Origin of the sequence: Maribacter sp. MJ134, assembly GCF_003970695.1 — a bacterium.
Lineage (GTDB): Bacteria > Bacteroidota > Bacteroidia > Flavobacteriales > Flavobacteriaceae > Maribacter.
The window spans coordinates 1689564-1705441 of record NZ_CP034570.1 but is presented as its reverse complement, the minus strand read 5'-3'; the positions used below and the strand labels follow the sequence as shown (position 1 = coordinate 1705441).

14 protein-coding genes and 1 tRNA gene are annotated in these 15878 nt (G+C 37.8%); 7 read left to right on the top strand and 8 right to left on the bottom strand.

Annotated elements, in window-relative coordinates:
- Positions 1 to 2 precede the first annotated feature (2 nt).
- Entirely contained in the window at positions 3 to 1238 is a 1236-nt protein-coding gene (locus EJ994_RS07405; protein ID WP_126591873.1) for a glycosyltransferase, read from the top strand.
- Between the two features lie 64 nt (positions 1239 to 1302).
- Here the strand turns inward: EJ994_RS07405 and EJ994_RS07400 are convergent, their stop codons facing one another.
- From EJ994_RS07400 to EJ994_RS07390, 3 genes are read right to left on the bottom strand one after another with little or no spacing between them, the layout of a single operon-like run.
- Positions 1303 to 2826 (bottom strand): cellulase family glycosylhydrolase, encoded by a 1524-nt coding sequence (locus EJ994_RS07400; protein WP_126591872.1) that lies wholly within the window; start codon positions 2824 to 2826, stop codon positions 1303 to 1305.
- Positions 2819 to 4045: a hypothetical protein gene (locus EJ994_RS07395; RefSeq protein ID WP_126591871.1), complete on the bottom strand. Its 1227-nt coding sequence runs from the start codon at positions 4043 to 4045 to the stop codon at positions 2819 to 2821. Before EJ994_RS07395 ends, EJ994_RS07400 begins: the two co-directional genes overlap by 8 nt.
- Positions 4045 to 7137: a hypothetical protein gene (locus EJ994_RS07390; protein ID WP_126593673.1), complete on the bottom strand. Its 3093-nt coding sequence runs from the start codon at positions 7135 to 7137 to the stop codon at positions 4045 to 4047. Before EJ994_RS07390 ends, EJ994_RS07395 begins: the two co-directional genes overlap by 1 nt.
- A gap of 269 nt (positions 7138 to 7406) precedes the next feature.
- Here EJ994_RS07390 and EJ994_RS07385 point away from each other — a divergent pair, with 269 nt between their 5' ends.
- Positions 7407 to 8549, top strand: coding sequence for a response regulator (locus EJ994_RS07385; RefSeq protein WP_126591870.1), 1143 nt, complete (start codon positions 7407 to 7409; stop codon positions 8547 to 8549).
- Between the two features lie 57 nt (positions 8550 to 8606).
- On the opposite strand, the gene EJ994_RS07380 is transcribed toward EJ994_RS07385, so the two are convergent.
- Positions 8607 to 8996: a response regulator gene (locus EJ994_RS07380; protein WP_099573926.1), complete on the bottom strand. Its 390-nt coding sequence runs from the start codon at positions 8994 to 8996 to the stop codon at positions 8607 to 8609.
- A 145-nt stretch (positions 8997 to 9141) separates the two neighbouring features.
- Positions 9142 to 9214: transfer RNA gene (locus tag EJ994_RS07375), tRNA-Lys, on the bottom strand.
- A 136-nt stretch (positions 9215 to 9350) separates the two neighbouring features.
- Between EJ994_RS07375 and EJ994_RS07370 the strand changes: the two genes are divergently transcribed.
- Positions 9351 to 9866: a shikimate kinase gene (locus EJ994_RS07370; RefSeq protein ID WP_099573927.1), complete on the top strand. Its 516-nt coding sequence runs from the start codon at positions 9351 to 9353 to the stop codon at positions 9864 to 9866.
- Here the strand turns inward: EJ994_RS07370 and EJ994_RS07365 are convergent.
- Complete coding sequence (locus EJ994_RS07365) at positions 9858 to 10355, bottom strand: phosphoribosyltransferase domain-containing protein (RefSeq protein ID WP_099573928.1); 498 nt, start codon at positions 10353 to 10355, stop codon at positions 9858 to 9860. The genes EJ994_RS07370 and EJ994_RS07365 overlap by 9 nt on opposite strands.
- A gap of 69 nt (positions 10356 to 10424) precedes the next feature.
- A complete protein-coding gene (locus EJ994_RS07360) occupies positions 10425 to 10826 on the bottom strand; it encodes an RNA-binding S4 domain-containing protein (protein WP_099573929.1) in 402 nt (133 codons plus the stop codon).
- A 78-nt stretch (positions 10827 to 10904) separates the two neighbouring features.
- Between EJ994_RS07360 and EJ994_RS07355 the strand changes: the two genes are divergently transcribed.
- Positions 10905 to 11876, top strand: coding sequence for an FKBP-type peptidyl-prolyl cis-trans isomerase (locus EJ994_RS07355; protein WP_099573930.1), 972 nt, complete (start codon positions 10905 to 10907; stop codon positions 11874 to 11876).
- A 72-nt stretch (positions 11877 to 11948) separates the two neighbouring features.
- Here EJ994_RS07355 and EJ994_RS07350 read toward each other — a convergent pair whose 3' ends face one another.
- A complete protein-coding gene (locus EJ994_RS07350) occupies positions 11949 to 12539 on the bottom strand; it encodes an outer membrane beta-barrel protein (RefSeq protein WP_099573931.1) in 591 nt (196 codons plus the stop codon).
- A 225-nt stretch (positions 12540 to 12764) separates the two neighbouring features.
- Between EJ994_RS07350 and tgt the strand changes: the two genes are divergently transcribed.
- From tgt to EJ994_RS07335, 3 genes are read left to right on the top strand one after another with little or no spacing between them, the layout of a single operon-like run.
- Positions 12765 to 13895, top strand: coding sequence for a tRNA guanosine(34) transglycosylase Tgt (tgt, locus tag EJ994_RS07345; RefSeq protein ID WP_126591869.1), 1131 nt, complete (start codon positions 12765 to 12767; stop codon positions 13893 to 13895).
- Positions 13895 to 14977 (top strand): LptF/LptG family permease, encoded by a 1083-nt coding sequence (locus EJ994_RS07340; RefSeq protein ID WP_099573932.1) that lies wholly within the window; start codon positions 13895 to 13897, stop codon positions 14975 to 14977. The genes tgt and EJ994_RS07340 overlap by 1 nt, the downstream gene beginning before the upstream one ends.
- On the top strand, positions 14964 to 15857 hold the full coding sequence (locus EJ994_RS07335; RefSeq protein ID WP_126591868.1) for a DMT family transporter: 894 nt from the start codon (positions 14964 to 14966) through the stop codon (positions 15855 to 15857). Before EJ994_RS07340 ends, EJ994_RS07335 begins: the two co-directional genes overlap by 14 nt.
- Positions 15858 to 15878: the final 21 nt, after the last annotated feature.

The window sequence follows — 15878 nt, the reverse complement described above, 5'->3', positions numbered from 1 at the left end:
ATATGAAATTAGCAATTGTAACGGCATACCCACCAAGTAAAGTAACGTTAACAGAATACGGCTATTATTTAGTGAAGCATTTTAGACTACAACCAGAGGTAGATGAGTTGATATTAATAACGGACCACACTTCAGAAGAAAAAGACTTGAACTTTGAAGAGGGTGGTTGCAAGATTACCGTAGCGGAGAGCTGGGATTTTAATAGCTACACCAACATTTTTAGAATTAATAGAACACTAAATAGAACTAAACCGGATGCTATTCTATTTAATCTACAGTTCTTAAAATTCGGAGATAAGAAAGTGCCAGCGGCACTTGGGCTGTTATTACCCTTTATCTGTAAGGTAAAAAAAATTCCTTGTATTTCCTTGCTGCATAACATATTGGAAAAAGTAGATTTGGAGAACGCGGGCTTCACTAAAAACAAAGTACTCCAAAGAATATACGGATTTATTGGTACAAGCTTAACCCGTTTTGTTTTAGCGTCTGATGTTGTTGCTGTCACTATCCATAAGTATGTAGGTATATTGGAACATAAGTATAAAGCAAAAAATGTGATTCAGATACCTCATGGTGCTTTTGAAACTCCGCCTGAGCCAAACTATGCCTTACCTGAAGGACCAAAACAAGTTATGGCCTTTGGTAAGTTCGGAACCTATAAAAAAGTTGAGGTCATGATCGAAGCGGTAGAAAAGATTCGAGAGCGTACCCAAGAAGATATTGAGATAGTTATTGCGGGCACCGATAGCCCCAATACACCAGGTTACTTAGCGGACGTTGCCAAAAGGTATGCCCACGTAAAGCAACTACGATTTACAGGTTATGTTGCCGAAGAAGATGTTCCGGTAATTTTTGGAGATAGCGCGGTCTGCGTATTTCCTTATACCTCTACAACCGGAAGTTCCGGCGTCCTGCATCAGGCGGGTAGCTATGGCAAGGCGGTAGTACTACCAAATTTGGGAGATTTGGCAACACTGGTAGAAGATGAAGGTTACAAGGGGGAATTTTTCGAGGCGGAGGATAGTGCTTCTTTAGCTGATGCAATTGAGCATATTATTATAGACGATGCCAATAGGATATTACTCTCTAAAGCTAATTATAGGGCAGCTTGCTCTTTACCGATGTCTACGATTACCCAGATGTATATGGACTGTTTTAAGGCCATACAACAGAAGACGGCCGATTTCTCCATGCTGGATGTGGAACGTTATATGGAAAAGGATGGTGTAAAAGCTTAAAAGCGTTTTGGTTAGGTTTAATTCTTGAGGCGACCCTTACTGGGTCGTCTCTTTTCTTTTATTTCTATTGTGCCAATTCTGAGTAGCTTTGTTTTTTATTCCCGGCGGTATCAATACAACCATAGTATTTTTGTGGCGCTCTGCGCCAAGGCAAACGTCCAACGACCGCTGTAGGAACTTCTTCAAAATCATACAAACCCCAAAAAGCGAATGGAATATTCTCTTGCTTAATATATCCTTGAATCTCCTTGTAGTAGTCTGCTTGCTTGCTTTCACTACCCATAAAACCTTTCCATAGACCACCGTAGGAAGATATGCCATATTCTTGTAGGAATATAGGTTTGTTTGCAGGAAGGTTAGATTTTAATGTGCGGTATTTTTCAGTAAAAAGGGACAGTTTTTCATAATAATGAAAGGAAACGAAATCTACTTTGTTAGATAAAATGTTCGCACTTTCCGCAGACGACCAACCTATGGTTACAGGATGTGTGGTATCCCATTCTTTTACTTGGGCTATCATTTCACTTAACCAAGCATTAACGGTGTATTTTTTTCTGTTCTCAAAATCCAGGTCCGGCTCATTTTTAATATCCCATGCAAGCAATGCGGGATGGTCCTTTAATGTTTCAACAATAACTTCCGCGTGCCTATGGGTCAAGGTCCAGTCTGTAATATCATAATTCCCGTAGAAATCAAATAGAGTGATCATGACCTTGATACCTGCTTTTTCGGCAAAGTCGAGTACCTGACCTACTTGTGCTAATTTACTTTGGTCAACTTTATTTTTTCCGAAATCCTCATAAGGAATGAATATACGAATCATATTTAATCCCATATGCCGTATGAGTTTTATATCTTTCCCAATGGCAACACTATCAAAATTATCTCCGAACATGTTCCATGCGGCATCCTTAGGGTAGTAATTAACACCACGTATGTTATAGAGATTTAGAGGCATACCAATTTTATTCTCAGCTGCTTTTTCCAAGGTATCCGACTTAATTTCCATAAGATGTCTTATGCGCCAAAACCCGTCTTCTAACAGCATAATAACACGGTAATTAGTGGTATCTTTTTTTGAAATTAATAGTGTGTCACCCATAAAGGTCTGTGAGTAACGGGTAACGTTATTGTCTCGAAACACTACCAGTTGCCCGTCCGCGCTAAAAAATTCCAAATCCGGATGGTGTGTAAGGGTAGTGGTTCTAACATGTACGTTTTCTTCCTTATTAAACCTTACTATCCGCTTTAGCTTCACCAAGACACTATCTGTATAATAGTCTTTTAAACCGTCAGGGTCATTAGTTCTAAAAGCTAAATTTTTTACATACCAAGCCCTCTTATAATCTCTTTCAATTTTATTCAAAATCTGTTTGCTGATCGGCCTTCCTTCACCCAAGGTGTCGGTCCATTGTACCTTTGGTAAATAGACATCATGAACCTCTTGCTCTAAATGTAGCATAGTAGATTTATCAGCACCGGTACTCAAATACGATAATACAGCACCAATACCAAAAATTATAAGGGCATTTATAGCTATAAAGGATAGAACCAAAAAGATACGATATGCGTTTTTTGTTCTACTCATTGGGTAAGGTTATTAGCAGCTCTTTAGAAATTCCCGCAGCTTCAATAGTAATGTTGTAAGTCCCGGAGGGATAAAAATTCTTATCCAGTATATAAAAGGCTTTGCCGTCTTTTGTAAATAGCTTTTCCTCTTCATTAATAATATTAGCTTCTGACTTTATGGATAACTGAATACTAAACCCATCCGTAACCTTTTGTTGCATAAACCCTAGTAATGGGCCAATGGAAAGTTTTCTTTGGTCTTTATCAAAATTGATAGGATAATCTTCTACTGAAGCTTTAAAACCAACAACAATGGTATTACTTCTGGCAGCCCCGGTAATAAATGCTTTTGCCGTCCACGTGGTAGGCTCTTCAGGATGTAACAACCTGGCAATGGCTCTTCCATTAATCGTGTTTCCCGTGGCACTCATAAAAATACCGTCTTGGTTTTCTATGAGAAAATTAACATGGGTACCATCGCTCACCACATTGCCGTATTTGTCTAAGATTTTATTAGTTTGTAAGGTTATAATTTGATTACCATCCGCAAACGTATGGTCTCTTTGATACCCTATTTCAAAATCCGTAGGCATGGCAGGATAAACAATGGTGGTAAGTTGCTTGGAATTGGTGTTTCTACAAAGTGCACTTACCAGAATACGACCGGATTTTTCAGTTGCATTTATATTTTTCCAGGCAATACTTTTGGAAATTGGAACCATAAACTGATGGAATTCATCTTCAAACTCCCTGTTTACGGTAACCATGGTTCCGTTAACTAGCGTATTATCATAGTTGTCCGTTGGAATGTTAACGAGCATGGAGAAATCATTTTTACCAGCGGTTATTTGCCGGGGTCCAAAATAGGTTTCAAGGAAGGTAGTTGTTGCGTCGGGAGCGATACTAATCTGCCCGGCTTCAATTTCCTCACTGTTCAGTACCAGTGACCAATGCATGATACCGGCTTTGTTGGCATACATGGGCGGTACACAGAACCTAAGTTGGTTAGTATCCTTTACAGGTTTAAGTACACTGGTTCCCAAAGCATTTTTCAATACCAGATAGGGTAATAACTCTTTAGAGGCGCTAAAAGTGATACATATCTCTGAGCCTGCGGTGTACTGTGCGCTTTTTGTTAATAGTTTAATTGTGGTATTGGCAGGCACCCTTATTTCCTCATTCTTTTCAGCACAAGAGAAAAAACATATAAAAATAAAGATGCTAATAAATCTCATCATTAGTTGGGATTACCTATGTAGCCGTTAAGTTCTACTTTTATAAACTCATAACCATTGCCCTGCAACGGTTGTAAAAGCTCTTTTCCATGGGTGTTATCTCTGTCAGGGAATATTTTCACGGCTATCTGCTCATTTTCAAGACCGTTTACGAAACAATTTTCTAAACTACTGTTCAGCACATTTAATTTGGGTAAAGTAGAAAGTTCATAATCAAAGTACTGCTTACGTTGTACACGAACACCCTCTCTCATAAATTGGGAATCTACCCAAATAAGTTCCTTGTTTTCGTCATAGTAAGAAATCAGTAATTGCGGAATGGTCACTTCTTGTATGCCACCATTGAAAAGTGTGCCTTTTAAACGATTTTCCGAGTGCTCCAAATCTTGTAAGGTTATCGCTTTATAAAGGTCTGTTGTGGCGACATTACCTGCACATTGTAGGTTGAATTTTGTTGGTATTTCTTCCAAGTTTAGCTTAGTGAATTCATCTGGATTAAAGCTGCTTGGCAGGTGTTCTTCTGGATGGGTCCATGCAATTCCTTCGAAAAGAATCTTAAAAGTGGTCGTTTCCTTGGGCATCAATTTATGCTTCATATGGTATTTAGCGTTAAACTTTGCCAGTTCTTTATCCTTATCATTATATAAAGAGGCCGTAATTACCACATCTGCAGGAACATTATCTACATTTTGTAATTCCCCTATGATTACATATTCTCCTGCTTGCGCTACAAGTTTAGCACTTAGCACTTCTAAAACTGGTTGTTTTAAGACGTCCTCATGGTGCGTTTGCTGCGTGGTTATTTTTCGTCTACCGTGATTATAAAATTGCGTTTCATTAGTCGTGAAAAGTTGATCTGGAGGTATATCCGTATCGATTGGTTCTGGTACTACATACCACTTTCCTTCTTTTTTCACCAAATCGTGTGTCCGGTTTCTGGTTATTTTTTCTAATGGTGTAACCCACTGCATACCAACGTTGGCAGTAGCGCTATGATTCGTTTGTTCGCTTACGGCTACACTAATGGCATCCATTTTGGCATACGAACTAAGTATGCCATCGGTTACAGAAACTTCTAACATAAATTGGGGTAAGGTTTTGGTTCCATCCGGATCTAAATAAGAATGCGCTCGTTCAAATTCCTTAAAATCTAGGGCATCATAATAGGAGCGAAGGACATTTTCCGGAGAGTTCTGTTCAGATGTATTCAAGTAAAAAGTGTACATGCTCAACATTAATATAAGGAGAAGTATGCCTACCCAGAATAGATTAATATTTATGAGTGGCTTAGAAAAGTTTTTATACTTCTGGGAATAAATTAAATAAGCAGAAGGCGTTATATTTTTAGCCTTTAGGGCTCTATACCATATAGATTGAATATTAAAAATAAAAGCTAATAAAATAGTTCCAAGTGGAATTATACCCCACATTAGTTTAAGGAAAGTGGGCACTTCTTCTTTTGCTAAAATTTTCGGCAGCGGAGGTACATTAAGTTTTTCCCAAACCATGATGCCATTTTCTAATTGCTGTAAACGCTGCCAACCACAGAAGAACAGTAAGGGGTCATAAAATTTATCGTTAGAAAAGATGTATTTTAAGTTATACTTTTCCGGGACGGTCAGGAATTGTTGTAACGAACCTATACCTTCTACACCTCTAAATTTGGAATTCTCCAAACGTTCTATGGCTCTTGTGGTCAATTCTGGGAGCCTTCGTGCAGAATGGTAATTTCCATCCACGGTCATGGCATTTGTTTGGGCAGATAACCATGCCATTTGGTCCCCGAATCCCAGGGGTAAATAGCGCCATTGGTCATGTTGGTCTTGATTGAGAAAATTAACGATAGGTAACATTTTAATTTTTTGAGGTTGGGAAGGTCTAAAATACCCCAAACTCATGGTAAAGATGACCATAAAGAGGATGCCCCCAACTAACAACCCACCCATGATCCTATGATACACGGCGCCAAAACGCGCTTGGAGTTGTACTCTTAAGTCCCCCTCTACCATGCGGTACATGAACTCTCCAAAAATAGGAAGCGCCATTATGGTAGCCCACAGGGTAAAACGGTCTAGCGTTAAAATATTGAATGCTGTTTCTCCCAAAATTTTTAAAGGAATCGGCGTAGTGCCTCCGGTACCCAAGATGGTTAATAACGTAAAAGAAAATCCAAAAAATAGATAACGTTTACTGTACAACCTATAAAATAAATAGGGTAGTACAAATAATAGAATTCCCCAAGGGATAATAAAGAAAACCAGACCAGATGAGGTTACTTCTAAAAAGTTGTCTCTAGAGCCATGAGGAATAGGTACCTGTGTAATGGGGTTCTTTTTTGTATTTATCCAATAGGGTAGGATACAGCCAATAATGAGTATTAGCGACCCTCCTCCAAATTTGATAATTCTCCAAAACAGTTTACGGAACGCTTTCCAGAATATTTTGAACGTAACTTTTTTTCTAGTACCGGCATAATCAAGGGCTTCATCCATAACGACCATACCGATCAATGGAAATATGAAAAAGACCATTCCAAAGATGGGGGTTACATGGTGCGATGTTACTGTGACCGCTATGAGGGATAAACTCGTTAAAAAATACCTGAGCTTTCCTGTTTTCAACCATTGATATATTTCTGGGAAGGAATGTAGTAAAATAGATAATGCCGCAATACTGGGCAATTGACCAAAAATGTGAAGTGTTTCTACGAAGGTTGACGAGAAAACCGCTAATAGGGCAGTGTAACCAGCAATTTTTCTATTTGCGGTCATCAATAGACTAAACCTGTAGGCTCCTGTGATGAAAAGGACTATGGCGATTAAGGCCACGCTGAACATGCCAAATTTAAGACCGCCGATATAGGATAACAGTGCAATAGATTGATGTACCAATGGTGGGTAACCCTGAACGGTAAACCCAGTGTACCATCTATAATCCCAAGGTTCAAACCAACTATTGGCATAGTGATCCGCAAAGAAAAGATGAATTAATGCATCGTAGGTAGACTCTAAAGTGAAGAAAATACTAGAACCATGAAATGCTAGTGCAATGAATATTGCAACGACAAGCAAGGTGTTGGTACTTTTCTTGGCCATTTTGTATTTAAAATCTACCACGATATAACGGGAAAAATAATTTTTTGTTACAATAATAAACATAAAATAGACGTTAATTGAAGGAAAATACTTACGAAATAATTTTACTAATTATTTATCTAACCATAACAACCATTCGTCTACAGAAATAAGTAAGTGATGGTCTTAAAAATAGAAGGCTGCTAAAGGGTGAATACCTTTGCTTATGATGAGTAATTGTGCTCCCAAGAGTATGCTTCTTGAAATAAACCGATTTAAATTTTAAAATTATGAAAATACTAGCCATAGATGACCAACAATTGATTTTACTATCCGTAGAGAAAAGATTAAGAGAATTAGGTTATACTATTCGGACTGCGGATACAGGCCAAAAAGGAATAGCGCTTTTTGAATCGTTCAAACCAGATTTGGTAATCGTGGATATTAATATGCCAGATATGACCGGACTAGAGGTGGTAAAGCATATTAGATTCATTAAGGATTCAAAAACCCCTATCATGGTCATGTCCGGTAATACCAACGAAGATGTCATTATGGATGGTTTTACTTTGGGTATCGATGATTATTTAAAAAAGCCCGTAAGTTTAGACGAGATGGCCGCTAGAATAAAACGCAAAATAGGAGCTCCGGAAAATACATCTACGGTCTTTAATGAAAAGAAGGAGGGCAGGATGTTGCAAAAGAATTGCGTTGGGGTGGTAATACCGTGTTATAATGAGGAGGATAGGCTTTCTAGTGGAGAATTTAAAAACTTTGCTCATAAAAACTTGGGCTATCATCTATGTTTTGTTAATGATGGAAGTACGGACAAAACATTAGAGGTATTGGAAGAACTTAGACAAGGGAATCCGGATAATATAAGTATTTATGATTGTGCAAAGAATGGAGGAAAAGCGGAAGCTGTGCGGCAGGGAACCCTGCATTTGGTTCAGGATAAGCAACTAGATTATATTGGTTTTTTAGATGCCGACCTATCAACGGACTTCAGAGATTTTGACGATTTGGTGAAAACGATAGAAACATCGGATTTTAAAATAGTAAGTGGTTCAAGGATTGCACGGATGGGTGCCAATATTACAAAGGAATCGGCCCGTAGAATAATAAGTTTAACTATTAATAAAATTATACAGACCATACTTGGTATGCCCTTTAAAGATACGCAATGTGGGGCCAAAATCATGGACAGAGAAATTGCAACACTAATGTTCAAGGATAAGTTTATTACAAAATGGTTATTTGATGTGGAAATTTTCATGAGGATGAGAAAACATTATGGAAAGGACGAAGCTAAAAGACTTATATGCGAGCAACCTTTAAAGAGATGGATACATGCGGATGGCTCTAAGCTTTCTATGAAGGATTCCGTCAAAATCGTCGGTCAATTAGCACAAATAGCCTATACCTATAAATAATTAGGAAAGAGTTGGTCAACATCATGATAAAGTAGACAAATCAATGATAAAAGTATGCTATTCAAGTAACTCTCTTAATTCATCTAATAGTAACGGCTTACAAATATGACCGGATATTAACCTGTTTTGCTTAATTTTTTTGAGGTCATTTTTGTCTATAGTAGATGATAAGATGTAAATGGTAATGTTGTCCTTTATCAGTGCTAGTTTCTCTTTGAAGTTTTCAAGAAATGACCAGCCATCTATTAAGGGCATATTCAGGTCTAAAAGAATTAAAATTTTAGTATTAAAATTGGCAAAATTTAAGCCGGTAAGGTAGTCTAAACCTTCCCCGCCGTGTTGAAAAGTTAGAATTTTTTGCGAAGCAAAAAATTCCCTCATTAAGCGATTGAAACCATATCTTATGATATGGTCATCATCTATTAATATAATGGTCTCGTATTTCATGCTAGTGTATTCTACCGCAAAAGAAAGAAAAAACCTACAATAAAAAAATTTTGTTTATTAATTTATTCTGAAAATTTTTCTTTACCAATGGGTGTACACCGTAATACCATAACAAAAAAGCCTTCCAATACTGGAAGGCTTTCTGTGACCTGGCTGGGGCTCGAACCCAGGACCCTCTCCTTAAAAGGGAGATGCTCTACCAACTGAGCTACCAGGTCAAAAAGTGAGCATTCGTTTCTCTGAATGCGGCTGCAAATATACGTGGATTCGTTTATTTTACAAGCCTATTTTAATAGAATTTTATTTTTTTTTGTAATCATCCCAAATTAGCTGAATTTTACACAAAACAAACAGGTGAAAATAGTACTGGTAGGATACATGGGTAGTGGCAAAACCACAATAGGACGGCTTTTGTCTAAGCAATTGAAAATTAAATTCTTAGACTTGGATGATAATATCGAAAAGGGCGAGAGCCGGTCTATTGCCAACATATTCAAGGAAAAAGGGGAAATATATTTCAGAAAAAAAGAAAGTGAATACCTAAATCAAATATTGGAAACGAAAGACCCTTTTATTTTGTCCACTGGGGGAGGCACACCATGTTACGGTTCCAATATGACGAACATTTTAAAGGCTACGGAAAATGTCTTCTATGTTAAGGTTTCTATTCCCGAATTGGTTCGAAGACTGTCAAATGAGAAAGCCTCTAGACCTCTGATAAGTAATTTTACAGAAGAAGAACTACCGGAATTTATTGGCAAACATCTTTTTGAAAGAAGTTATTATTATAACATGGCAAACTACAAAATAACTACTGATGACAAAACTCCCGAAGAAACTATCCAAGAAATAATAAACTGCTTAGTTTAGAAAAACCCTATTGTTTTTTGTTTCGAAGTCTACATTAACGTGTTCTTGCAAGGAAGTAGACAGGGATATTCCTTTGTAATCTGCCTTTACAGGATATTTCTTATGGTTTCGGTTAACCAGTACAGCTGTCTTTAACTGTTTTAAAGGGGTCTTCAAGAAATGATGAACGCCGTAGATTAATGTGGTGCCAGAGTTTAGGACATCATCTACCAGCACAACTGATTTATTGATATAATCTTCGGCTAACAAGGAAGTGGTTACACCACTTTTTAAAGGATTCTTTTTGTCCATAATAACCTTGCAAAGTGTTATTTCTACCCCTGTTATTTTACGTAAAATTCGGATTAACTTTTTAGCGAAATCTATTCCACCTCCTTCGATGCCTGCAATAACGATTTCTTTTTCAGAAACATTTGCCTCGTATATCTGATATGCAATACGTTCTATTTTGTATTGAATTTGCTGATGCGAAAGAATATTCTGCTCCATAAGTTGGCTTTAAATTTTAAAGATAAGTATGTTTTGATTAATGTAATGTAGTTCCTTGAAGATTGGATTTTAGGGTTTGGACGAATCATCCTCGGTTTTACGCTCTGGCGTATCCAAGTAGTCATCAATTTCTCTCCTATCTTTCTTAGTTGGCCTTCCTGTCCCCTTTTTTCTATAATACTCCTTTGAATATTTAAGCAATTCATTATGTTCAAATGCCGTTGCTGGTGTGGTATCCTTCCTGTAAATGTCCACCAATTTGGCACCTATTCTGCTATCAGGTATAGCAAGAACACGCAACTTATAGTCTATCTGGTTCTTCCTAATCTGTATTTCGTCCATGGGAAAAGCTTCCCGACCAGGCTTTACCACGTGCCCGTTTATTTTTACATGACCTTTCTTACAAGCATTTGTAGCCATGTTTCTAGTTTTAAAGTAACGGGTACACCATAAGTATTTGTCTATTCGCATAGGAATTAAAAATCTTTGTTAAGGTCCTGAACAAAAATAGGGGAAAATTGTATCTTGCCCCCTTAAAAATTTGTGTACATGAATTGGAAAAATAGCTACATTTTAGGATTGGCTTTACTTTTAGTCATCGCTTGTAGAGATGATGATGAAGAAATTGGTGAGCTGGTGCCACCAAGATCGTTGAGTGAAGTTGCTGTGGAGAACGATGAAGAGATACGAGCTTTCTTATCCACACATTTCTATAACTATGAGGAATTTGCGAACCCACCTGCTAATTTCGATTATAACATCGTTATTGATACTATATCAGGTGATAATGCTTCTAAAACACCTTTAATCAATCAAATAATAGAGCGTAAAGTTACCGTATTTTCCTCGGATTTTGGATTAGACGCGGAAGAAGAGGTAGAACATACTTATTATTATCTGGAAGCTAGAGAAGGGGAAGGTTTCCAACCTACGACGGCTGATTCTACATTCGTCAACTATGAAGGAGTTTTACTATCCGGAGAGGTTTTTGATAATGTATCAACCGGCACATGGTGGGACAATCCAAGTTTTCAATTTCCGGGACTTGGAAGTCAACGAGCTTTTAGAGGAGTAGGGGAAGGTGTGACGAATACAGCTGGAGGAAACAATATAATTGACAACCCTGATGGTACGTTTGACGTAGAAGGTTTTGGTGTAGGCATGATAATCTTCCCGTCGGGCTTAGGTACTTTTAATGGGGCTCGTGGCGCAATACCGGCATACAGTCCGTTAATTTTTAAATATCAAGTACTTACTACCGTTCAGGATACAGATCATGATAATGATGGAATACCTTCGCTTTTAGAAGATTTCAACAAAGATGGATTATTTTATAATGATAATGCTGATGCTGAGTTGGAAGCTATTAATGGGCGATTCCCTGATTATCTTGACGCCGATGACGATAATGACGGTATCCCAACTATTGAAGAAATAGAACTAGATGATGATGGCAATTTCGTTGGTTTTTTATTTTCGGACGATGATGATATCCCCGATCATTTAGATAGTGATTCATAAAAACATAACCATCAAAAATTAAAAAGCCCCTTGGAATTTCCAAGGGGCTTTTTAATACCAATACCGAGCAAATTATATTTTCAAAGAAAGACTCAAGATCAATTGATCAGGTCTGGTATCTATTCGGCTTGGTCCCACATTGGTAATGTTCGTGTTAATGAAATTAGCTTCATTATCGCTAAAACCTCTTTCATAACGCAAATCAATACCTAGCTTGCCTAGGTTGATGCCAGCGCCTATGTTCATACCAACGGTGAAATCATTTGCAACATCGTCAATGGTGATACCATCATATTCCGTACTCAAAATATACTGAAAAGATGGACCGGCAAAAAGATGTAATGGTCCAATTACCTTAACACCTAGAAGTATGGGTGCATCTAATTTACTCATGTCAAAATCCTCCCCGTTGTAATCAGATTTTGTTTTCGTGTAAACCAGTTCTGGTCGCAGATAAATGCGTGACACGCCAATTTTTCCGAAGATACCTAAGTGGTAACCAATGTTTCTATCAGGGTTACGAGCCGCATCACCTGCAGACTCAAAATAATCTCCATTGGCATTGTAATTAAGTCCTCCTTTAATTCCAAAACCAGAATCGCTTTGGGCGTATGTACTAAGCCCAAACAATACCATAGCTGTAAGCAAAAGTGTTTTTTTCATAATAGTTTTATTTAATTGATGAATACTAATCAAGAACGATACCAAATATTCCCGTTCCCGTTATACCATCAGAACGACGGGCACTGCGCTTTATTGCTTTGCGAACGGGACACCTTCCAAGTGCCATAAAGAGTGATGGTGATTTTTTAAATGCCTATTTCTTTGGTTTTTATTAAGTTTTCAAGACCTGTAGTTCATTATCTTTGTCAACTTATTCGTAGACCATTGAATTTTACATTACATAAAACAGACGCACAATCTAAAGCTAGGGCGGGTACTATGGTCACCGACCACGGAAGTATTGAAACACCCATATTTATGCCTGTAGGCACAGTAGCTTCGGTCAAGGGCGTGCATCAAAAGGAGCTTAGGGAAGAAATTGACCCGGATATTATTTTAGGAAATACCTATCATTTGTTTTTAAGACCAAAGACAGATATTCTCAAGAAAGCTGGAGGACTGCATAAGTTTATGGGATGGGACAGAAATATTTTAACCGATAGTGGGGGTTATCAAGTTTATTCGCTTTCAGCCAATCGAAAGATTAAAGAGGAGGGAGTAAAGTTCAAGTCGCATATAGACGGATCTATGCACCTTTTTACTCCAGAGAACGTCATGGAAATACAGCGGGTCATTGGAGCGGATATTATCATGGCTTTTGATGAATGTACGCCGTATCCCTGCGATTATAATTATGCGAAAAGGTCCATGCATATGACCCACCGTTGGCTAGATCGCTGTATAAACCATTTAGAAAAGACGCCTTTTGTCTATGATTATACGCAGACATTTTTTCCTATTGTACAGGGTTCTACTTACAAGGACCTGCGTAGGCAATCCGCAGAATATATTGCTAATGCCGGGGCAGAAGGAAATGCTATCGGAGGATTATCCGTAGGGGAGCCGGCAGAGGAGATGTACGGAATGACAGAGGTCGTATGCGAAATTCTTCCAGAAGATAAACCAAGGTATTTAATGGGTGTAGGAACGCCTATCAACATCCTAGAGAATATAGCACTGGGTATAGATATGTTCGATTGTGTAATGCCTACCAGAAATGCCAGGAACGGCATGCTTTTTACGGCACATGGTACCATCAATATCAAAAATAAGAAGTGGGAGGACGATTTTTCCGTTTTGGACGAAATGGGAACTACCTTTGTAGATAGGGAATATTCCAAGGCATATTTACGACACTTGTTTGCTGCAAACGAGTATCTTGGAAAGCAAATTGCCACCATCCATAATTTAGGATTTTATATGTGGTTGGTGCGAGAGGCAAGAAAACATATATTAGCTGGAGATTTTGCGTCATGGAAGGCCATAATGGTTAAACAAATGGATAAAAGGCTATAATGCTTTCAATAATAGATAAGTACATCTTAAAACGATATTTGGCCACATTTGGCCTCATGTTATTATTGTTCATTCCTATTGGTATAATGATCAATCTTGCCGAACAAATAGGGAAGATGATAGATAACGAAGCCCCATTGAATGAGATTCTAATGTATTATCTCAATTTCACCATCTATATCGGTAGCCTTCTGTTTCCTATTTTTTTATTTCTATCGGTTATATTTTTCACCTCAAAACTGGCAAACAATACGGAGATAATTGCCATATTAAGCTCTGGGGTTTCCTATGGTAGATTCTTAAGGCCCTATATCATAGGTGCTAGCATTATAGCCGTACTCATGTTTTTTATGACCATGTTCATTGTTCCCAATGCCAGTGTGGGTTTTAATGAATTCAAGTTCAAATACTTAAAAAAAGGCAAACAGGATAGGGTTACGAGTAACATATTCAACCAGTTGAACGAAACAGATTTTATTTACGTAAGTAGCTTTAACCCAGCTAGACAATTGGGACATAATTTTACTTTTGAAAGGTTCGACAGTTTAAATCAACTGAAGTTTAAAATTTCAGCAGTGAACATTAGATGGGTAGAAAAAGATAGTAATTATCGCCTTACCTCTTATGTAAAAAGAACCATGCGGGGAGATTCTGCGCTTGTTGAGAATAAAAGAAGGCTGGATACCCTTTTCACCTTTAAATTAGATGATTTAACCCCGGTGTCCTATGTGGCCGAAACCAAGAACCTGTACGAACTGGACAAATTTATCGCGGACCAGAAACAAAAAGGGGCTTCAAATATAAATACCTACGTTTTAGTGAAGTATAAGCGATGGGCTTTGCCGCTAACGGCCTTTATACTAACGATAATAGCGGTCTCTGTCTCCTCTGTAAAACGTAGGGGAGGTATGGGTATTAACTTGGCCTTCGGTATTCTAGTGGCCTTCATATTCATATTTTTTGACAAGGTTTTCGGTACGTTGGCAGAGCAATCCGGTTTTTCACCTTTACTCGCGGTAATTATCCCAAATGTGGTGTTCGGTATCTTGGCATTTTATCTTTTACAAAATGCAAAAAGATAAAGTAGCCAATCTTATCCATCTTCATTTTATCGTTTTTATATGGGGTTTTACGGCTATCCTAGGAAAGCTTATTTCTATAGACTCATTGCCTTTGGTGTGGTACCGTATGCTTATAGCAACTCTGGTCATACTGATTTATTTGTTATGGATGAAAATTCCATTAAAAGTGGATAAGAAGACTTTGTTGTGGTTCATAACTGCGGGTATTGTGGTCGCTTTGCATTGGGTAACCTTCTTTTTGGCCATAAAAGTTTCTACGGTCTCGGTTGCACTGGCCATGATGTCTACAGGAGCTTTTTTCACTGCGCTTTTAGAACCCCTTCTATTTAAAAGAAAGATTATAGGCTATGAAATCTTTTTTGGAATACTGGTAGTCATGGGACTATACTTAATTTTTAAGGTAGAAACCAATTACAGTTATGGGATGGGTATTGCTTTATTGTCCGCTTTTTTAGCAGCGATATTCGCAATTATCAACGGAAAACTAGTAAAAACGAACAGACCTGCCGTAATATCTTACTATGAATTAGGTATAGGTGTACTTTTTTTGACGATCATCTTAGCGGTGAATGATAGTTATACGGTAGATTTTTTTACGGTAAGTACTATGGATTGGGTCTATCTGATTGTTCTAGGGGTATTATGTACGGCATATGCTTTTATTGCTGCGGTAAAAGTAATGCGGGTGTTAACACCGTATACGGTAATGCTAACCACAAATTTAGAGCCTGTTTATGGGATTTTGTTGGCTTGGTTCATTTTCGGAAATGAGGAAAAGATGAATCCATTATTTTATGTGGGAGCTGGAATTATATTAGCGACTGTAATAGCCAACGGAGTTCTAAAACAACGCACGGGTATAAAACGGAAAGTGTCTTGAAATACCCATTAAAGTTTTATA